This is a genomic window from Pseudomonas sp. WS 5532 (assembly GCF_012985445.1).
Lineage (GTDB): Bacteria > Pseudomonadota > Gammaproteobacteria > Pseudomonadales > Pseudomonadaceae > Aquipseudomonas > Aquipseudomonas edaphica.
This window is the reverse complement of the sequence record NZ_JAAQWK010000012.1, coordinates 149,002-167,378: the sequence shown is the minus strand read 5'-3', so window position 1 is coordinate 167,378 and position 18,377 is coordinate 149,002. Positions and strand designations below refer to the sequence as shown.

Below are 18,377 nucleotides of genomic sequence, written 5' to 3'. Positions count from 1 at the left end.
TTGCTGACCCACCGCCATCGCAGGCAAGCCAGCTCCCACATTTAGAACCGCATTGTTCTTATCCATTACCTTATGACTGGAAATCGATTATGAAAAAAACACGGCTCTCCCACCCAGTCAAAGCACTGGCCCTGGCCTTCGGCTTGTTCAGCTCGGCCGTATTTGCCGCTGACGCACCGCTGAAAATCGGTACCACCGCCGCCTTCGCGATGCCCCTCGAAGCCGCCGTGGCCGAAGCCGACAAGCAAGGCCTGAAGGTCGAGCTGGTGGAGTTCACCGACTGGATCGCGCCCAACGTCAGCCTGGCCGCCGGCGATATCGACGTGAACTACTTCCAGCACATTCCGTTCCTGGAAAACGCCAAGGCTGCCGCCGGTTTTGACCTGGTGCCCTACGCGCCCGGCATCATCAACAACGTCGGGCTGTATTCCAAGAAGTACACAACCATCAACGACCTGCCCCAAGGCGCCAGCGTGGCGATTGCCAACGACCCGATCAACAGCGGTCGCGGCCTGCAATTGCTGGCCAAGGCCGGGCTGATCAGCCTCAAGCCGGGCGTGGGCTACAAGGCCACCGAAGAAGACATCATCGCCAACCCGAAAAAGCTCAAGATCCTGCAAGTCGAGGCCGTGCAACTGGTGCGCGCCTATGACGACGCCGATCTGGTGCAGGGCTACCCGGCGTATATCCGCCTGTCCAAGACCTTCGATGCCGAGTCGGCGCTGCTGTTCGACGGCCTCGACCACCCGGAATACGTGATTCAGTTTGTGATCCAGCCCAAGAGCAAAACCGACCCGCGCGTGATCAAGTTCGTCGACATTTACCAGCACTCACCAGTGGTACGTGCGGCGCTGGATAAATCCCTCGGCAAGCTCTACCAGGTCGGCTGGGAAGATAAAAAATGACCGCCGCCAACGCCCAACTGCGCGACCTGGGCACGCCGCCCCGGGACGCCGAGCAGACAGAGCTGCACCCGGACCTGAACCGCGCCCATGTGCGTTTTATCAACCTGGGCAAAACCTATGACGGCGCCGTGCATGCCCTGCAAGGCATTGATCTGGCGATCCAGCACGGTGAAGTGTTCGGCATCATCGGCCGCAGCGGCGCCGGCAAGTCGTCGCTGATCCGCACCATCAACCGCCTGGAGCAACCCAGCAGCGGGCGCGTATTGATTGATCAGGTGGACATCGGTGAGTTCGACGAAGACCGCCTGGTGGCGCTGCGGCGGCGCATCGGCATGATCTTCCAGCACTTCAACCTGATGTCGGCCAAGACCGTGTGGCAGAACGTCGAACTGCCGCTGAAAGTCGCCGGTGTGCCCAAGCTGCAGCGTGAGCAAAAAGTGCGCGAGTTGCTGGAGTTGGTCGGCCTCAAAGACAAGCACAAAGCCTATCCGGCGCAACTCTCCGGCGGGCAGAAGCAGCGCGTGGGCATCGCCCGCTCGCTGGTGCATGACCCGCAGATTTTGCTGTGCGACGAAGCCACTTCGGCCCTCGACCCGGAAACTACCCAATCGATCCTCGGCCTGTTGCGCGAGATCAACCAGCGCCTGGGCCTGACCATCGTGTTGATCACCCACGAGATGGCGGTGATTCGCGATATCTGCGACCGCGTGGTGGTATTGGAACACGGGCGCATCGTCGAGCAAGGCCCGGTGTGGCAAGTGTTCGGCAACCCGCAGCACGAGGTCAGCCAAACCCTGCTGGCACCGTTGCAACACGGGTTGCCGGAAGACCTGCAAAGTCGCTTGCAGGCTGAACCTGCGTCGACGGCGGCGGTGGTGTTGCGGTTGCAGTTCACCGGCAGCGCCGCGGACGAACCCGACCTGGCCGCACTGTTCAGCGCCCTCGGCGGGCGCGTGCGCTTATTGCAAGGCGGTGTGGAACGGATTCAGGGGCATGCCCTGGGGCAATTGCTGTTGGCGGTAAATGGCTCGCCCCACAACGCCGAAGAGTTGCGCAGCCGCGCGGGGAATTGGGCGCAACAGGTAGAGGTGCTGGGCTATGTGGTTTGATCGTTTATTGCAGGGCGCCATCGACACCTTGTTGATGGTTGGCGTGTCATCACTGATCGCGTTGCTGGCAGGTATTCCGCTGGCGGTGTTCCTCGTCACCAGCGACAAGGGCGGCATCTATCAGGCACCGGCGCTGAACCGCGTGCTGGGGGCGTTCGTCAATTTGTTCCGCTCCATTCCGTTTTTGATCCTGATGGTGGCGCTGATCCCGTTCACCCGGCTGATCGTCGGCACCACCTATGGCGTGTGGGCCGCCGTTGTACCACTGACCATCGCCGCCACGCCGTTCTTTGCACGGATCGCCGAGGTGAGCTTACGCGAGGTCGATCATGGTTTGATCGAGGCCGCACAGGCCATGGGCTGCCGGCGCTGGCACATTATCTGGCATGTGCTGCTTCCCGAGGCGCTGCCGGGGATTGTCGGCGGGTTTACGATTACCCTGGTGACGATGATCAACTCGTCGGCCATGGCCGGGGCGATTGGGGCGGGTGGCCTCGGAGATATTGCCTACCGCTATGGTTATCAGCGCTTTGATTCGCAGATCATGCTCACGGTAATTGTGCTGCTGGTGGCGTTGGTGGCGGTGATTCAGTTGGGTGGGGATCGGTTGGCGCGGGTGCTTAATAAGAGGTGAGGGAGAGGTGAGGTATAGTCGGGCAATCTCAGCGCCCGGTATTACCCGTCATGACCCTAAAGCCCGACGACCTCAACCAGATCACCACCACCACCCTCGGCCACTACAACAAAGTCGCCGAAGACTTCCGCGAAGGCACCCGCGATCACGATGTGAGCCAGAACATCGACGCCCTGCTGCGGCATATCCAGGGCACGCCCCCGTTCACCGTGCTGGATTTCGGCTGCGGCCCTGGGCGGGATTTGCAGACGTTTACGCGCATGGGGCATATCGCCGTCGGGCTGGATGGCTCTGAGCGCTTCGCGCAGATGGCGCGTGAAGACAGTGGTTGTGAAGTGTTGCAGCAGGACTTCCTGAAGCTGGCTTTACCCGCCGCGCGCTTTGATGGGGTATTTGCCAATGCGGTGCTGTTTCATATTCCCAAACAGGAACTGCCTCGGGTGCTCAAGCAGCTGCATGGGGCGCTGAAGCCGGGTGGTGTGTTGTTCAGTTCCAACCCTCGGGGTGAGAATCAGGAAGGCTGGAACGGGCCTCGGTACGGGTCTTATCACGACCTGGAGGCGTGGCGGGGTTTGCTGACGGCGGCAGGGTTTGTGGAGTTGGAGCATTACTACCGACCGGCCGGGTTGCCGCGCGAGCAGCAGCCTTGGTTGGCGAGTGTGTGGCGCAAGGCCTAGAGATTTGTTGTTTGATCTGACGCTATCGCAGGCAAGCCAGCTCCCACATTCGAAGGTATTCACACATCAAAATGTGGGAGCTGGCTTGCCTGCGATAGCGATTTAACCGGCGCTACGGATCCACCTGATACACCACCGGTTTTTCACCCACCACCAACGCCGTCACACTGCGCCCCACATACCCCTCTTGCTCCTGCACAGAAAAATTCGCCACCAACCTTGTGCCATCGGCAAAGGTAGTCTGCTGCACCTGTTTGTCCGCCGTCAGCCAACGAAAATCGGTCATCGCCTGAGCCGCCAAACGCTGATGCAACGGCCTGAAAAACCGATCCTGATGCTGAATCATCGGCAGCCGCTGCTTAAGCGTCGCATCCGTGAGGTGATACAGCGGCGGCACGTTGTAGAGCAACTGGGTCAGCTCGTTCTCGGCCCGCACATTGCTCAGCTTCAGGCTGTCGAACAGCCAATGGTGGGTGGTAATCACCGAGCCGTGGAACACCGCCTGATACAGCGGCAGGCGCATGGTCGGGTCGAAGTACAGCGTGCGAAACGGCTCTTTTAACGGCACAGGCTTGAAGAACACTGCCGGCTGCTCCGGCGGGTACCAGTTGCCGACGTAATAGGGCGATTGCTTGTCCTGGGTCATCTGTCGATCGCCCCAGCCGATCACCGGCGTCTGCATGCCGTGGGCGAACAGAGTGCCTTGGGCGGTGCTGGCATTGCCATCTTCGGAACCCGCCGGCAGCTTGAGTACCGTGTTGATCCAACGGGAGGCGTCGATATTGCCTTCGGCGTTCTGCGCCTGAGTCATGGGCGCACTGTCACGGTAGCTGTCGAACACCATGCCGGTGGCGTAGGCATCCAGGAACCAGGCGTTAAAACCGGCCTTGGCCTGCACCGCCTTCACCCGTGCTTCCAGCAAAGGCCGTATACAGCGCGGGTCGATGTAGTGGCCCGATTGCTGGAAGCCGGTTTTCAGCTTGCCGTCCTTGAGCACAATCGCGCAGTCACGGTAGGCCTTGGCGCCCAGGTGCGCGGTGGTCCAGTCCGGGTTTTCGCTGGCGGACAAGGCGGTTTCATAGGAGTCGTAGGGCGCCACCAGGTAACCGGCTGCGACACCGGCGCGAATTGCTTCGGGATGCCACAGGCCACCTTCCCAGCCTTCGCCCAGGGTCAGCAACAGGCGCGGCAGCCCGGCGTCGCGCAGGGATTGAATCGTCTGGCTGCCCCAGGTCTCGGGGGTGCCGGTCAAGGCCCCGGCAAAGTCCTTGGCCAGCTCGCTACGCAGTTCACCATAGCGGGCGGCGAGTCGGGTCATGTCCGGGTCTTCGACTTGCCAAGCCTGCCGCGCTTGCTGATTGATCGCCGCATTCAGGCCCCGCAACAAAACGCCTTGCTCATAACGGTTCAAAGCCTTGGCCTGCGCCAGAACCTGAGTCGCCTCTTTGTCCATCAACCCCTTGAGTGCATGGCCGCGCAAGCGTTTGACCAGCAGCGGCCAATCACGCACATCAGCGGGGGCCAGCAGGCTGTTGCCCCACAGGTAGACATGGCTGGCGCCCAGCAGTTTTTTGGCCTCGGGGGTTTGTTGCAGCTTGTCCGCCAGCGGCTCGTAGCGGCCCTGCTCTACCAGCCATTGGCGATAGCGCTTGGCACCGGCCAATGGGTCGGCGTCACCGAGGTGCAAGCGCAAGGTCATCGGCGTCGTGGGGTCAAGACGGGTAAATTCGTGAGCCACCGAAAGTGCCAGGCCCTTGCCGTCGGCCTGCCATTGCAAGTGGTTGTTGTAGGGGTTGGTCAGCAACCAGCTCAACGTGAAGCGGCCGTGATCCATGCCCCATAACGGCAGGCTGAGGTCCTGGGTAGTATTGAGTTCGCCCTGCTCCAGCAAAAACGCTTTCCACACGGCGTTACCGGCCGGTACGTAATGCCCTTCGGCCAAGGGCCAGATCAACCCCTTACCCATGGCCGCAGCGGGTTGGCGCAGCAGCGGCAGTTCACCCGGCTCGCGGGCGCTGAGGGTCAGGGACAGGTCGCGCTGCTCAAGGCGGGCCGTCAGGCGATAAGCGCCGTTGTCCCACTGCCAGGCAGCCTGCTCGGCACCCGCTTGCATATCACTGACAGCATGGGCAGCCACACCGCTGGACGCCTGCACCGAGGTCTCGCCTGCGGGCGTAACGCGCAGCGCGAGCGTGGCGGGGTCGAGTTCGACACGCCACAGGGCGTTTTCCAACACGGTACCGGCTAATGCCAGTGGAGATAACAACAGGCTGACAACCAGCAAAAAATGACGCATGGCACGGGCCTTCCAGACAAGATCAGGCCCGGAGGGTAATGCACATAAGCCTCAGCAAGTGTTCGAAAAGTGTTTCAAAGAACCTTCCCACATCCATTCAAGAAGGCTCCGATGGTCAGGCCTGTTCTTTTTTCGGCTCGCGAATCTTGTACCAAGCCACATACAACGCCGGCAAAAACAGCAGCGTCAGCAAGGTCGCAATGATGATCCCGCCAATCATCGCGTAGGCCATCGGCCCCCAGAACACTTCCCGCGCAATCGGGATCATGCCCAGGCTGGCCGCCGCTGCGGTGAGCAGGATCGGTCGGCGCCGGTGCTCGGTGGCTTCCACCACCGCGTCCCATGGTGTGTAGCCGGCCACTTCATATTCGTGGATCTGCGTCACCAGAATCACCGAGTTACGGATGATGATGCCGATCAGCGCCAGAATGCCGAGGATCGCCACAAAGCCCATGGGCGTGCCGGTGGGGATCAGCGCCAGCACCACGCCAATAAGGCCCAGTGGCGCGACACTGGCCACCAGGAACATCTTCTGCACGCTGTGCAGCTGGATCATCAGGAACGTCGCCATCAGGAACAGCATCAGCGGCACCACCTTGGCAATCGGGCCTTGGGCCTTGCCGCTTTCTTCGACGGTGCCGCCGGTGGCCACCTTGTAACCCACCGGCAGCCCGGCGCTGAATTTCTCGATGGTCGGCGCCAACTGTTTGACCAGGTCCGTGGGCTGCATCTCATCGCGCACCGAGGCCTTGATGGTGATCGTCGGCTTGCGGTCGCGACGCCATACCAGCGGCTGCTCCAGCTCATAACGCACGGTGGCGAAGGCCAGCAGCGGAATCGAGGTGCCGTTGGGTGTGACGATCTGCAGGTTCTGCAAGGTTTCCGGCGTACCGCGCTCGGCATCTTCGGCGCGGCCAACCACGTTGATCAGGTAGATATCGTCGTGTACCTGGGTCACCGAAGCGCCGCTGACCACGCTGTTCATCAACTGCGCCACGTCTTCCGACGACAGCCCGAGTTGGCGCGCCTTGTCCTGGGCAATGTCCACGCGCAGCACTTTGCCGGGCTCGTTCCAGTCGTAGATGATCTCGCCCAGGTGGCTGTTTTTATCCAGCAAGGTCGCCAGTTCGATGGCGTGTTTGCGCACCTGATCAATGTCTTTGCCCGACACCCGATACTGGATCGGCCGCCCCACCGGCGGGCCCATTTCCAGCGGCTGCACATAACTGCCGATGCCGACAAAATCATCGCGCAGGCGCTTTTGCAGGCGTGCAATTAACGCACCGCGCTCTTCCAGGCCTTTGCTCACGATGACCAGCTGCGCGTAGTAAGGGTTTTCCAGTTGCTGGTCCAGGGGCAGGTAGAAACGAATCGCACCCTGGCCAATGTAAGTGCTCCAGCGCGCAATGTCCGGGTCGTCCTTGATGATTGCTTCAAGGCGGTCGACGGCCTTGCGCGTCTCATTGATCGAGGCGTTTTGCGGCAGGTTGAGGTCGACCAGGATTTCCGGGCGGTCCGAGGACGGGAAGAACTGGTTCTGCACAAATTGCATCGAAAACACCGAGGCTACAAACAGGCCCACGGTGATGCCGATGGCCCACCAGCGGTTGCGCATGGCCCAGAGCATGCCGCCATTGAAGGCGCGGCCGATGCGCCCCGGCTCAGCGTCATGCGGTTTTACCTTGGCGCTGAGGATATGCACGCCGATCACCGGCGCGAACAGCACCGCCACCACCCATGACACCAGCATGGCCACGGCAATCACCGCAAACAGGGTGAAGGTGTACTCACCCGCCGAACTGGCGTTGAGGCCAATCGGCACAAAGCCGGCGACGGTCACCAGCGTACCGGTGAGCATCGGGAAAGCCGTCGAGGTGTAGGCGTAGGTCGCCGCCTGCTCCTTGGTTTCGCCTTTTTCCAGGCGCGTGATCATCATCTCGACGGTGATCATCGCGTCGTCCACCAACAGGCCGAGGGCGATGATCAACGCGCCCAGCGACACCCGCTGCATGGTGATGCCGCTGTATTCCATGAACACGAACACCAGCGCCAGCACCAGTGGAATCGAGCACGCCACCACCAGGCCGGCACGCATGCCAAGGCTGATAAAGCTCACCACCAACACGATGATCACCGCTTCAAACAAGGCGCTGGTAAAGCCGCCGACGGCTTCTTCCACCACTTCGGCCTGGTCGGAAACCTTATGCACGCCGACGCCCACTGGCAGGTCGGCGGTCAGTTCGTCCATGCGCGTGTGCAGCGCCTTGCCGAAGGATTGGATATTGCCGCCCTTCTGCATGGCGATGGCCAAGCCAATCGCCTGTTTGCCGTTGAAACGAAACATCGGCCGCGCCGGGTCGACGTAGCCACGGCTGATATCGGCAATGTCCGCCAACCGGTAGAAACGGTCATTGAGCCGCAGGTTGACGTTGGCCAGGTCTTTCTCCGAGGCGAATTGCCCGGACGTGCGCACCGAAATCCGTTCCGGCCCGGCCTCGATCACCCCGGCAGGCGTCACGGCGTTCTGTGATTGCAGGCTTTGCACCACTTGGCGTTGATCAATGCCCAACGCGGCGAGTTTGCGCGTGGAGAAGTTCAGGTAAATCACTTCGTCCTGCTGGCCGATCATCTCGACCTTGCCCAGCCCCGGCACCGAACGAATTTCGGCACGCACCTGCTCCACATAGTCACGCAGTTGGCGCATCGACAGGCCGTCGCCGGTAAAGGCGTAGACCGAGCCGAACACATCACCGAACTCATCGTTGAACGACGGCCCCTGCAAACCCTGGGGGAAGGTGCCGCGAATATCGTCGATCTTCTTGCGCACCTGGTACCAGATCTCCGGGATGGCCTTGGCGCTGGTGGTGTCCTTGAGGAAGACGAATACCGTGGATTCACCCGGCCGCGTGTAGCTCTTCACGTAGTCAAGGGAGTCGAGTTCTTCGAGTTTTTTCTCGATGCGGTCGGTGACCTGCTTGAGGGTTTCTTCCTGGGTCGCGCCCGGCCAGCGGGTCTGGATCACCATGGTCTTGATGGTGAACGACGGGTCTTCCTCGCGGCCCAGGTTCATGTAGGAGAACACGCCCATCAGCAGCGCGACGAACATCAAGTACCAGACGAAGGACTGATGCTTAAGGGCCCAGTCGGATAAGTTGAAGCTCCCTTTCATCGCGGGCTGTCCTCGTCGATTTTGACTTTTTGCCCGGGTTTCAGGCTGTTCACGCCAGCGGTGACGATGCGTTCGCCGGGTTTGACGCCGCCGTTGAGCAAGGCGCTGTTGGCATCACGGCTGATCACCGTGACGTCACGCGGCAGCACGGTCTGGCTCTGGGTGTCGAGCAACCAGATACGGGTTTTGCCGTCGGCTTCCTGCAAGGCGGTCAGCGGTACTTCGATACGCGGTGCAATGGCCGTGCTCAGGGTCACGCTGATGGCGGTGCCGAGGCGGAACGCAGGTGGCGTCTCGGCCAGGGTCAGGCGCGCGCGGCGGGTGCGCGTGGCGCTTTGGGCCAGGGGTTCGATCTCGCGCACAATGGCGGTGGTGTTGACGCTGGGGTCGAGCTGCCCGGCGACCAGGAATACCACGTCCGGTGGCAGGCGCTCGGCAAGCCCGGCGGGCAGGTCGATCACCGCTTCCTTGATGTCCGGGCGCGCCAGGGTCACCACTTGCTGGCCGGCGCTGACCACTTGTCCGGCCTCGGCATTCCAGGCGGTGACGATCCCGGCGTGGTCGGTGCGCAGTTCGGCGTAGTTGAGTTGGTCTTTAGCCTGGTTGACCGAGGCTTTGGCTTGATCAAGGGTCGCCTGGGTGGTTTTCAAGTCGGTCTGCGCCACATCCAGCTGGGCCTGGGCACCGACGCCGCGATTGAACAGTTCCTGCTGGCGCCGGGCGTTGGCCTGGGCATTGATGAACTGCGCCTGCACGCGGGCCAGGTCGCCTTGGGCGGCGCGCAACTGGTTTTGCTGGTCGGTGGGGTCGAGCACCGCGAGCAAGGCGCCCTTCTCCACTTCGGCGCCGACATCCACGGCGCGGCGGGCGATACGGCCAGGCACGCGGAAACCCAGGTTGCTTTCGTAGCGGGCCTGGATGGTGCCGGCGAAGCGGCCGAGGTTTTCCTGATCTTCGGACTTCACTTGCATGGACAGCACCGGGCGCACGGGCTCGGGCGGCGTTTCCTCTTTGGAACAAGCGACCAGCAACAGGCTGGCGGCAAGCAATGCCGTCAGGCGCTTCATGGCTGGACTCCTTGCTGGGCGATCTCGACGATCATGCCCGGGTGCAGCAATTGCCCACCGGCCACCACGACTTTTTCGCCGCCTTTAAGGCCGTCGCCAATGATCACTTTGCCGGTCAGATAGCGCGCTACCGTGACTTTGTGCAGTTGCGCCTTGCCGTCGCCGTCAATCAGCCACACGGCGGGTTCGTTGAGGTCTTTGGTCAGCGCCGACCACGGCAACTCCACACTGGCCTTGGCCGGGCCATTGGCCGTGGCACTGACCACTGAGCCCAGTTGCATGCCTTTAGGCAGCGATTGCAGGGCGATTTTCACTTGCACGGTGCCGGTATTGGCCGCCACGGCGGGCGTGACTTCGCGCACTTTACCCACGGCATTGATGCTCGGGTTATCCAGCAGGCTCACGGTGATCGGCGCATCGGGCGGCGGCTCCACCAGCAAGGATTCATAGACATTGAACACCGCATCGCGCTCGCCATCGGTGGCCAGGCTGAAAATCGGCACGGTGGCCTGCACCACCTGGCCGACTTCGGCCTGGCGTGCAGTGATCACGCCAGGTGCATCGGCGACCAGCGCGGTATAGCCGAGTTGTTCGCGGGCATTGGCCAATTGGGCTTGGGCGGCAGCCAGAGCGCTTTGGCTGCTACGCAGCGCGGCTTGGGCAGCGTCGTATTCGCTGCGGCTGGTGTAGCCCTTGGGCAGGAGCTTTTCCTGGCGTACGAAGGCGGCGGCGGTTTGCTTGACCCGCGCCTGCTCGGCCACGACCTGGGCCTGGGCGGAATCGACGTTGGTCTGCAAGTCTTTGGGGTCAAGTTTGGCCAGCACTTGCTTGGCGGTCACGCGGTCGCCCACGTCGACCATGCGCTGGATAATCTTGCCGCCCACGCGAAAGGACAAATCGGTTTGCACGCGGGCCTGGATATCGCCGGTCAGGGTCACGGCGGCGGCAAAATCCGCGGGTTGCACGGCCTGCACAAACACCCGCGAATGTTCCTTGGGTTCGGACTTTTCCTGGCCGCAACCGCTCAGCAGCGTCAGCAGGCCAAATCCGAAAATACAGGTGTAAATACGACCGCCCATGCAGGCTCCTTTTGCGTGACGCGATGTGACAGTGAGTATGCGACTGTGAGCTTAGATCAGGGTTCCTTATCTGCATTGAGCATCCCATACTCCAAGGGTTCCCACGCCGGCTAAATACACATGCTCAAAACCCTCGCGGTGGCCAACTACCGCTCGATCAATAAATTGGTGGTGCCGCTGGACCGGTTGAACCTGGTCACCGGCCCCAATGGCAGCGGCAAGTCCAACCTGTACCGTGCCCTGCGCTTGCTGGCGGAGACGGCCCAGGGCGGAGTGATCAATGCACTGGCGCGTGAGGGTGGGCTGGATTCGACCTTCTGGGCCGGGCCTGAGAACGTCAGCCGACGCATGCGCAATGGCGAGGTGGCGGTTGAGCCGACCGTGCGCCAGGGCGTCAAACGCCTGCGCCTGGGGTTTGCCGCTGAGGACTTCAGCTACGCAATCTCCCTTGGGTTGCCGGAAAAGACCCTGTCCGCGTTCCAACTGGACCCGGAGGTAAAGAAAGAATGCATCTGGGCCGGTCACATCTACCGCCCGGCCAGCCTGCTGGTGCAGCGGTCCGGGCCGATGGTGCGCGCACGCGATGGCCGCGCCTGGGACGTATTGGCCCAGCACACACCCAACTACCACAGCCTGTTCGATCAGGTCGGCAGCCTGCGCGGCTCGCCGGAAGTGTTGCTGCTGCGCGAAAGCATTCGTGGCTGGCGCTTTTATGATCATTTTCGCAGTGATGTGGATGCCCCCGTGCGCCAGCCGCAACTGGGCACGCGCACACCGGTACTGCATCACGATGGGCGCGACTTGGCTGCGGCATTGCAGACCATCCGCGAAATCGGCGACCCCGAGGCGTTGCAGCGCGCAGTCAGTGATGCCTTCCCCGGCGCACGGCTGAATATCGAGCCGTTGCAAGGTGGGCGTTTTGCAATTGAGTTTTATCAGGAAGGTTTGCTGCGGCCATTGTCGGCAGCGGAATTGTCAGACGGCACCTTGCGCTACCTGCTGCTGATCGCGGCACTGCTGACACCACGGCCGCCGACCATGATGGTACTGAACGAACCGGAAACCAGCCTGCACCCGGATTTATTACCGGCGTTGGCACGTTTGATTATCCAGGCCTCGAAGCAGTGCCAGGTGTGGGTGGTGTCGCATGCCAGCCGCTTGATCGCGGCGTTGCAGCAAGATGAAGAATGCAATTCGATCGTGCTGGAGAAGGTGCTGGGGCAGACCCAGATTGTCGGCCAGGGAATTCTGGATGCACCGGCCTGGCATTGGCCGGAATAAGAGATGACTGGGCCGGCCTCATCGCGGGCAAGCCCGCTCCCACATTTTGATTTGCGAACACATTCAAAGGTGGGAGCTGGCTTGCCTGCGATAGCGGTAGAGCAGTCAGCACATAATCAGCCCTGCCACTTACCGCCTTCAACAATCACACTCTCAGGCTTGGTGTCATCGCTCAGTTCTTTACGCACATACTGGTCATACAGCTTGAGCAAAAACTTCTCCTCACCCAACTTCGCCAGCTCCGCGTTCACCCAGTCGCGCAGTTCGATATTGCCCTTCTTCACCGCCGGTGCAATCGGCGCTTCATCGCCGAGTTTCTCTTCCAGCACGCGGTAGCCAGGGTTCTGCTTGGCCCAGCTGAACAGCACCAGGTTGTCTTGCGCGTAGGCATCGCCACGCCCGGCCGACAGGGCTTGCAGTGACTCGGAGTTTTTCTCGAACTTGAGCAGTTTCCAGTCCGGGTGGTTCTTGGTCAGCCAGATATCGGCGGTGGTGCCGGTGGTGACGATGATGGTGCGGGTCGCCAGGTCATCCAGGCTTTTCACCGCGCTGTCATTCGGCACCAGCGCCTGCACAGCGACCTTCAAGTTGGGGTTGGTAAAGTCCACCGCTTCCTTGCGCTCCGGCGTCACGGTCATGTTGGCGAGGATCAGGTCGACCTTGTCGCTTTGCAGGAACGGAATACGGCTGGCCGGCTCGACGGCTACGAACTCAACCTTGTTTTCATCGCCCAACAGGTCCTTGGCGAATTGGCGGCCAATGTCGGTATCAAACCCCACATAGCGGCCCGCTTCGTTGACGAAACCAAACGGTGGTTTGTCGGTAAACACGCCGACGATCAGCTTGTCGCGTGCTTTGATCTTGTCGATGTAACTGGCAGCAGCGACGGGTTTGGCAGGCTCTTCGGCCTTTTTATCGCAGCCGGCCAGTAAGGCGACGGCAAACAGTGGCAGCAGTAGTTTTTTCATATCAGCTCCAATTCCTTGGTCTTTTTGGGCAGTGTTGAAACAAAGGAGAACTTCTCCAGGAACTGCTGCGCGCGTGCGGTTTGCGGGTTCGTAAAGAATGCCTCGGGGGTGTTGTGCTCGAGGATGCGACCGGCCTCCATGAACACCACGCGGTCGGCGACGGCGCGGGCGAAGGCCATTTCATGGGTGACAATCAACAGGGTCATGCCATCGCGGGCCAGGCCTTGAATCACTTCCAGCACTTCCTTGACCATCTCCGGGTCGAGGGCGGCGGTGACTTCATCAAACAGCATGACCTGCGGGTTCATGCACAGCGAACGGACGATGGCGATGCGTTGCTGCTGGCCGCCGGAGAGCTGTCGCGGGAAGGCGTCGCGCTTGTCGGCAAGTCCCACACGCTCCAGCAGGTTCTCTGCTTGCTCACGGGCTTCACGCGGGTCGCGCTTTTGCACCTTCAGCGGGCCGAGCAGGATATTGTCGAGCACGCTCATGTGCGGGAACAGGTGGTAGCTCTGGAACACCATGCCCACGTCCTGACGCACCTGGCGCCAGTCGGTGTGTTTGTCCAGTAACTCCTTGCCGGCAAAACGCAGGCTGCCGCTGTGGGCGACTTCCAAGCCGTTAAGGCAGCGCAGCAACGTGCTTTTGCCGCAGCCGCTGGGGCCGAGGATCACCACCACTTCGCCACTCTGCACGCTCAGGTCGATGCCCTTGAGCACCTGCGCCTCGCCGAAGAATTTGTTGAAACCCTGGAACTCGATCAATGCGCTCATGCCTGGCCCCAGCGCCGTTCCAGCACCTTGGAGGCGGCCGACAACGGGTAGCAGATAAACAAGAAAAACAGGAACAGCACGCCGTAGATCAATACCGACTCGTAGGTGCGCTCGATGATTTGCTGGCCGACCTTGATCACATCCACAACGCCAATCAGCACCGCCAGCGAGCTGGTCTTGATGATGCGCGTATAGACGTTGATGGTCGGCGGCGTCATGCGTTTGAGGGCTTGGGGCAGCAGTACGTAGCCGTACAGTTGCGGGTCGGATAAACCAATCGACAACCCCGCCTCGCGCTGGCCACGTGGCAGCGAATGCAGCGCGCCACGCACCACTTCGCCCACCTCACTGGCGCCCCATAGCGACAGCACCAGCACCGCGCACCAGAAGCTTGGAATGCTCAGGCCAAAGAAAATCGGCAGCCCGAAAAACAGCAGGTACAACCACACCAGCACCGGGATCGCGCGAAACAGCTCGAGGTAAACCCGCAGCACCACGTTAATCACCTTGTTATTCAAGGTGCGCAATACGCCATACAACACGCCGCCGACAGTGCTGAAGGCGATGCTCAAAAATGAAATCGACAGGGTTTGCGCCGCGCCCTTGCCCAATTGCGGCAACGACACCCACAACAACTCAAGACCCGAACTGGCCATGCTGGAGCCTCCTTTCCAGACGGCTGAGCAGCAGCGACAGCGGCAAGAACAGCAACACGCAAATCAGCGTCAGCACGGCGAGCATTTCGTAGGTCTTGTAGTAGAGCGCGATGTAGCTCTTGGTGGTGTAGAGAATCTCCGGCACCGCCACGGCGGACACCACGGTGGTCTCTTTGAGCAAAAAGATGAAATTGGCAAACAGCGCCGGCAGGCTGAGGATACCGGCCTGGGGCAGGATCACATGACGCAGCAATTGCCAGTCCGACAGGCCGATGGACTTGCCCGACTCGATCTGCGCCAGCGGCACCGCTTCCACTCCGGCGCGCAGCACTTCGGTGAGGTAGGCGCCGCCGAGGAAGGTCATGGTGATGATCGCCGCCCAGAACCCGGAGATATTGAAGCCCAGGGCCGGCAGTGCGAAGTACACGAAAAACAGTTGGATCAGCAGCGGTGTATTACGCGCCAGCTCCACATACAGCGCCACCAGGCGTGACAGGTAGGGCGTGCGAAACACCAGCAGTGCGGCGTTGATCAGCGCCACCAGCAGGGAGGTGGCAATGGCGATCAAACCCACTTGCAGCGTGACCCCCACGGCTTTGAGAAACGCCGGCAAGGTGCTGAGGATAAAAGCAAAATCGAAGGTCATCTTGAGTCCATGACGCCGCAGGGGTAATGCGGCGGGCGCTGTCCGTTCCGGCATGGGTAACGCCGGGTAGCGCGAACTTTAAAGGCATAAAAAGCAAAATTTAAATACCCAAATAGCATATTGATATCACCCAAAAAGATAACCCGCGGATTCGCGGGTTTGGCGGGCTGCGGCTATGGTTGATGGGTCTGTGTTTCGAGGGAATGAATAATGAACGAAGCGAAACCGATTGATCCGCAGGAACTGGTGAAGTGGCTGGTGGCGCTGCGTCGGGCGATCAATAGCCGCGATATCTGAAACGCTGATCGTTCCCACGCTCTGCGTGGGAATGCAGCACAGGACGCTCTGCGTCCGCTCGTGACGCGGAGCGTCACAGGAGGCATTCCCACGCGGAGCGTGGGAACGATCAATCGCAGGCAAGCCAGCTCCCACAGGGTTTGATTGTGTTTCAGGCATAAAAAAAACGCCGACGCTGCAGTAGCCGTCGGCGTTCAAACCTTGAAGGGGGTTTGGTTTACATCAGAACGCAGGCACTACCGCGCCGTTGTACTTCTTCTCGATGAAGGCTTTGACTTGCGGGCTGGTCAGGGCCTTGGCCAGTTTCTGGATGGCGTCGCTGTCCTTGTTGTCCGGGCGCGCCACCAGGAAGTTCACGTACGGCGACTTGGCGTCTTCGATGATCAGCGCGTCTTTGGCTGGGTTCAGGCCAGCTTCCAGGGCGTAGTTGGTGTTGATCACATCCAGGTCAACCTGGTCCAGCACGCGTGGCAGCAGCGCCGATTCCAGCTCTTTGAATTTCAGGTTTTTCGGGTTGCTGGCGATGTCTTTCGGCGTAGCCAGTGCATTGGTCGGGTCTTTTAGCGTAATCAGACCGTTCTTTTGCAGCAGCAACAGGGCGCGGCCAGCGTTGGAGCCTTCGTTAGGGATGGCCACGGTGGCGCCATCTTTGAGTTCAGAAATGTTCTTGATCTTTTTCGAGTAACCGCCGATGGGCTCAACGTGCACACCAATCACGGTGACCAGGTTGGTGCCCTTGCCCTTGTTGAAGTTTTCCAGGTACGGCAGGGTCTGGAAGTAGTTGGCATCCAGACGCTTCTCGGCAACCTGGGTATTGGGTTGCACATAGTCAGTGAAGACTTTGATTTCCAGGTCCACGCCTTCTTTAGCCAGGGTCGGCTTGACCAGCTCAAGGATCTCCGCGTGCGGGATCGGGGTAGCCGCTACCACCAGTTTCTCGTTGGCCTGGGCGAAGCTTGCAGTCAGGGCAGCCGCCAGTGCGGTAAACAACAGAACCTTTTTCATGCAGTGTCCTTATCGAAATTCCGGGGCGTCTCTGACGACCGTTTTTTATGGTGTGCCAGCGAAGTGCTATCGCGGCGTGGGATGGACAATACCTAGATTTTTTATTCCCGAACAATATCTTTTATTCACGTTGATATTCCATTTTGTTCATGTAGCGGCTGTTCATTTAGAAAGCTGAGCAAGCTTTGCTGTTCGGCGGCGCTGGCACTCGCGAAGATGCGCTGCAGTTGTTCCAACGGCGAACCGGCGGCGGGCAGGTTCAAATGCTCGGGCAAAATCTCATCGCCACTGCTTACCAACAGCGCAAAGTGAATAACGTTTTCCAGCTCGCGGGTATTGCCCGGCCAGCTGTGATGCTCCAGCACACGCTGGGCGGCGTCACTGATCAGTGGCACCGGCAGGTCGAGGCGCTGGCTGTAGATGCCGAGGAAATATTCAGCCAGGGACAAAATGTCGCCCACCCGCTCACGCAGAGCCGGCAGGTCCAACTGGCCTTCGCTCAGGTAATGGAACAGGCGTTCATGAAACTTTCCGGCGGCCACGGCCTGGGCCAGGTCGATACTGGTGGCCGCGACCAGGCGCACATCCACCGGGCTTGGCTGATGAGCGCCGACACGGGTGACTTCGTGGTTTTCCAGGGCGGCGAGCAGTTTCACCTGGATCGGCAGCGGCAAGTCGCCGATCTCGTCCAGGTACAAGGTGCCGCCATTGGCCGAGCCAAACCAGCCGGCGCGGCTGCTGGCTGCTCCGCTATGGCTGCCGGCGGCGTAGCCGAACAATTCGGCATCCGCGTAGGTAGGGCTGATGGCGCCGCAATTGACCGACACAAACAAACCCGTGCGGTCGCTGCCCCGGTGAATATGTCGCGCGAGCAGCTCTTTACCGCTGCCGGTCTCACCGCGAATCAACACCGGCAATGCACGCGGTGCGAGGCTTTCCAGCTCTTCACGCAGCTGGCGGGAACGCGGGTCGACAAACACCAGCGCCTTGGCGCGGATGCTCAGCGGGCTTTTTTCAGCATCGGGAAAGGTCAGCAACGGCTGGCCAAAGGTGTCATGACTCATGGCAGGCTCCCGCCCCAAATCCGCTCAGGGACGGGGCGTTGAAAAAAATTTATGCACTGCGCCGGGCGTGATGCTCAAGGCGGTTTTGCAGGCGATAGAGGTAGGCAAAACCCTGTTCCCAGCGTTGGTGGCCGGACTTCACATTGATATGGCCGGCTCCGGACAAAATGCCGGCCTCGGCGCCCCAGTTGCGGGCCAGCTCCAAGGCGCGGGTGGCGCTGACGGCACTGTCGTTGTCGGAGCTGACCACTTGGCTGGGAAACGGCAACAGGTGCGTGGGAATCGGTGCAAAGTTACGCAGGGCGGGGGCACAGGCGGGGCGTTCGACATCCGCCGGCGCCACCAGCAAGGCGCCGCGCACCTGGCGTAGAAAATGCACCGGCGCCGTGGCCGCCCAATGGGCGACCGTGATGCAACCCAGGCTATGTGCAATGAGAATCACCGGCGTGCTGTCGGCGGCGATGGCCTCCGCCAGTGCCGCCACCCAGTCTTCGCGACGCGGGGTAAGCCAATCGGCCTGCTCCACACGCGCACTGTTGGGCAGGCTGTTCTGCCAATGACTTTGCCAATGATCTTCTGGCGATCCTTGCCAGCCCGGCACGATCAGATAACGAATCGACTCGCTGTGCATGGGTGTGCCCTCCTGCAGCGTTTAACGTTGCTGGTCAGTATAGGGACGAGGGTTATATTCGTTAAGGAATAAGAAGCTATTTATTAATAACCAAAATCTCAATCACACGGATACTTAAAA

General features: G+C 60.7%; 16 protein-coding genes. 5 read left to right on the top strand and 11 right to left on the bottom strand.

Annotated elements, in window-relative coordinates:
- Positions 1-89: 89 nt before the first annotated feature.
- Genes HBO23_RS20805 through HBO23_RS20790 form a run of 4 tightly spaced genes read left to right on the top strand, consistent with a single transcriptional unit; the run spans position 90 to position 3,325 of the window.
- Positions 90-905 carry a MetQ/NlpA family ABC transporter substrate-binding protein gene (locus HBO23_RS20805; protein ID WP_170039493.1) on the top strand — a complete coding sequence of 272 codons (816 nt, stop codon included), beginning with the start codon at positions 90-92 and terminating at the stop codon, positions 903-905.
- Positions 902-2,014 (top strand): ATP-binding cassette domain-containing protein, encoded by a 1,113-nt coding sequence (locus HBO23_RS20800; RefSeq protein WP_170039488.1) that lies wholly within the window; start codon positions 902-904, stop codon positions 2,012-2,014. The genes HBO23_RS20805 and HBO23_RS20800 overlap by 4 nt, the downstream gene beginning before the upstream one ends.
- Complete coding sequence (locus tag HBO23_RS20795; protein ID WP_170039483.1) at positions 2,004-2,648, top strand: methionine ABC transporter permease; 645 nt, start codon at positions 2,004-2,006, stop codon at positions 2,646-2,648. The genes HBO23_RS20800 and HBO23_RS20795 overlap by 11 nt, the downstream gene beginning before the upstream one ends.
- A gap of 50 nt (positions 2,649-2,698) precedes the next feature.
- A complete protein-coding gene (locus HBO23_RS20790) occupies positions 2,699-3,325 on the top strand; it encodes a class I SAM-dependent methyltransferase (RefSeq protein ID WP_170039480.1) in 627 nt (208 codons plus the stop codon).
- Between the two features lie 112 nt (positions 3,326-3,437).
- Here HBO23_RS20790 and HBO23_RS20785 read toward each other — a convergent pair whose 3' ends face one another.
- From HBO23_RS20785 to HBO23_RS20770, 4 genes are all read right to left on the bottom strand, one after another.
- Positions 3,438-5,621, bottom strand: a complete 2,184-nt coding sequence (locus HBO23_RS20785) for a glycoside hydrolase (RefSeq protein ID WP_170039478.1) — start codon at positions 5,619-5,621, stop codon at positions 3,438-3,440.
- Positions 5,622-5,736: 115 nt separating this feature from the next.
- Positions 5,737-8,790, bottom strand: a complete 3,054-nt coding sequence (locus tag HBO23_RS20780) for an efflux RND transporter permease subunit (protein WP_017135742.1) — start codon at positions 8,788-8,790, stop codon at positions 5,737-5,739.
- Positions 8,787-9,857 carry an efflux RND transporter periplasmic adaptor subunit gene (locus tag HBO23_RS20775; protein ID WP_170039475.1) on the bottom strand — a complete coding sequence of 357 codons (1,071 nt, stop codon included), beginning with the start codon at positions 9,855-9,857 and terminating at the stop codon, positions 8,787-8,789. The genes HBO23_RS20780 and HBO23_RS20775 overlap by 4 nt, the downstream gene beginning before the upstream one ends.
- The gene (locus HBO23_RS20770) at positions 9,854-10,936 is read right to left on the bottom strand and encodes an efflux RND transporter periplasmic adaptor subunit (RefSeq protein WP_170039472.1); all 1,083 of its coding nucleotides are present in this window, start codon (positions 10,934-10,936) and stop codon (positions 9,854-9,856) included. Before HBO23_RS20770 ends, HBO23_RS20775 begins: the two co-directional genes overlap by 4 nt.
- 120 nt (positions 10,937-11,056) lie before the next feature.
- Between HBO23_RS20770 and HBO23_RS20765 the strand changes: the two genes are divergently transcribed.
- A complete protein-coding gene (locus HBO23_RS20765; protein ID WP_017135745.1) occupies positions 11,057-12,217 on the top strand; it encodes an AAA family ATPase in 1,161 nt (386 codons plus the stop codon).
- Positions 12,218-12,333: 116 nt separating this feature from the next.
- Here HBO23_RS20765 and HBO23_RS20760 read toward each other — a convergent pair whose 3' ends face one another.
- The 7 genes from HBO23_RS20760 to HBO23_RS20730 all read right to left on the bottom strand — a co-directional run bounded on the left by HBO23_RS20760 (position 12,334) and on the right by HBO23_RS20730 (position 18,257).
- On the bottom strand, positions 12,334-13,185 hold the full coding sequence (locus tag HBO23_RS20760) for a transporter substrate-binding domain-containing protein (RefSeq protein WP_138452525.1): 852 nt from the start codon (positions 13,183-13,185) through the stop codon (positions 12,334-12,336).
- Entirely contained in the window at positions 13,182-13,958 is a 777-nt protein-coding gene (locus HBO23_RS20755; protein ID WP_017135747.1) for an amino acid ABC transporter ATP-binding protein, read from the bottom strand. The genes HBO23_RS20760 and HBO23_RS20755 overlap by 4 nt, the downstream gene beginning before the upstream one ends.
- Positions 13,955-14,614 (bottom strand): amino acid ABC transporter permease, encoded by a 660-nt coding sequence (locus HBO23_RS20750; RefSeq protein WP_017135748.1) that lies wholly within the window; start codon positions 14,612-14,614, stop codon positions 13,955-13,957. The genes HBO23_RS20755 and HBO23_RS20750 overlap by 4 nt, the downstream gene beginning before the upstream one ends.
- The gene (locus tag HBO23_RS20745; protein WP_003187615.1) at positions 14,595-15,260 is read right to left on the bottom strand and encodes an amino acid ABC transporter permease; all 666 of its coding nucleotides are present in this window, start codon (positions 15,258-15,260) and stop codon (positions 14,595-14,597) included. The genes HBO23_RS20750 and HBO23_RS20745 overlap by 20 nt, the downstream gene beginning before the upstream one ends.
- Positions 15,261-15,779: 519 nt before the next feature.
- Entirely contained in the window at positions 15,780-16,562 is a 783-nt protein-coding gene (locus HBO23_RS20740; RefSeq protein WP_017135750.1) for a MetQ/NlpA family ABC transporter substrate-binding protein, read from the bottom strand.
- Between the two features lie 125 nt (positions 16,563-16,687).
- Complete coding sequence (locus tag HBO23_RS20735; protein ID WP_017135751.1) at positions 16,688-17,626, bottom strand: sigma 54-interacting transcriptional regulator; 939 nt, start codon at positions 17,624-17,626, stop codon at positions 16,688-16,690.
- Positions 17,627-17,675: 49 nt separating this feature from the next.
- Positions 17,676-18,257: an alpha/beta hydrolase gene (locus HBO23_RS20730; protein WP_170039469.1), complete on the bottom strand. Its 582-nt coding sequence runs from the start codon at positions 18,255-18,257 to the stop codon at positions 17,676-17,678.
- Between the last annotated feature and the right edge of the window lie 120 nt (positions 18,258-18,377).

What these genes read in the sequence shown, in the direction of transcription:
- HBO23_RS20790 (WP_170039480.1), top strand. Translation starts at nt 2,699, where the DNA reads ATGACCCTAAAGCCCGACGACCTCAACCAGATCACCACCACCACCCTC.
- HBO23_RS20775 (WP_170039475.1), bottom strand. Translation starts at nt 9,857, where the DNA reads ATGAAGCGCCTGACGGCATTGCTTGCCGCCAGCCTGTTGCTGGTCGCT.
- HBO23_RS20805 (WP_170039493.1), top strand. Translation starts at nt 90, where the DNA reads ATGAAAAAAACACGGCTCTCCCACCCAGTCAAAGCACTGGCCCTGGCC.
- HBO23_RS20760 (WP_138452525.1), bottom strand. Translation starts at nt 13,185, where the DNA reads ATGAAAAAACTACTGCTGCCACTGTTTGCCGTCGCCTTACTGGCCGGC.
- HBO23_RS20740 (WP_017135750.1), bottom strand. Translation starts at nt 16,562, where the DNA reads ATGAAAAAGGTTCTGTTGTTTACCGCACTGGCGGCTGCCCTGACTGCA.
- HBO23_RS20795 (WP_170039483.1), top strand. Translation starts at nt 2,004, where the DNA reads ATGTGGTTTGATCGTTTATTGCAGGGCGCCATCGACACCTTGTTGATG.
- HBO23_RS20765 (WP_017135745.1), top strand. Translation starts at nt 11,057, where the DNA reads ATGCTCAAAACCCTCGCGGTGGCCAACTACCGCTCGATCAATAAATTG.
- HBO23_RS20755 (WP_017135747.1), bottom strand. Translation starts at nt 13,958, where the DNA reads ATGAGCGCATTGATCGAGTTCCAGGGTTTCAACAAATTCTTCGGCGAG.
- HBO23_RS20780 (WP_017135742.1), bottom strand. Translation starts at nt 8,790, where the DNA reads ATGAAAGGGAGCTTCAACTTATCCGACTGGGCCCTTAAGCATCAGTCC.
- HBO23_RS20730 (WP_170039469.1), bottom strand. Translation starts at nt 18,257, where the DNA reads ATGCACAGCGAGTCGATTCGTTATCTGATCGTGCCGGGCTGGCAAGGA.
- HBO23_RS20735 (WP_017135751.1), bottom strand. Translation starts at nt 17,626, where the DNA reads ATGAGTCATGACACCTTTGGCCAGCCGTTGCTGACCTTTCCCGATGCT.
- HBO23_RS20750 (WP_017135748.1), bottom strand. Translation starts at nt 14,614, where the DNA reads ATGGCCAGTTCGGGTCTTGAGTTGTTGTGGGTGTCGTTGCCGCAATTG.
- HBO23_RS20745 (WP_003187615.1), bottom strand. Translation starts at nt 15,260, where the DNA reads ATGACCTTCGATTTTGCTTTTATCCTCAGCACCTTGCCGGCGTTTCTC.
- HBO23_RS20770 (WP_170039472.1), bottom strand. Translation starts at nt 10,936, where the DNA reads ATGGGCGGTCGTATTTACACCTGTATTTTCGGATTTGGCCTGCTGACG.
- HBO23_RS20785 (WP_170039478.1), bottom strand. Translation starts at nt 5,621, where the DNA reads ATGCGTCATTTTTTGCTGGTTGTCAGCCTGTTGTTATCTCCACTGGCA.
- HBO23_RS20800 (WP_170039488.1), top strand. Translation starts at nt 902, where the DNA reads ATGACCGCCGCCAACGCCCAACTGCGCGACCTGGGCACGCCGCCCCGG.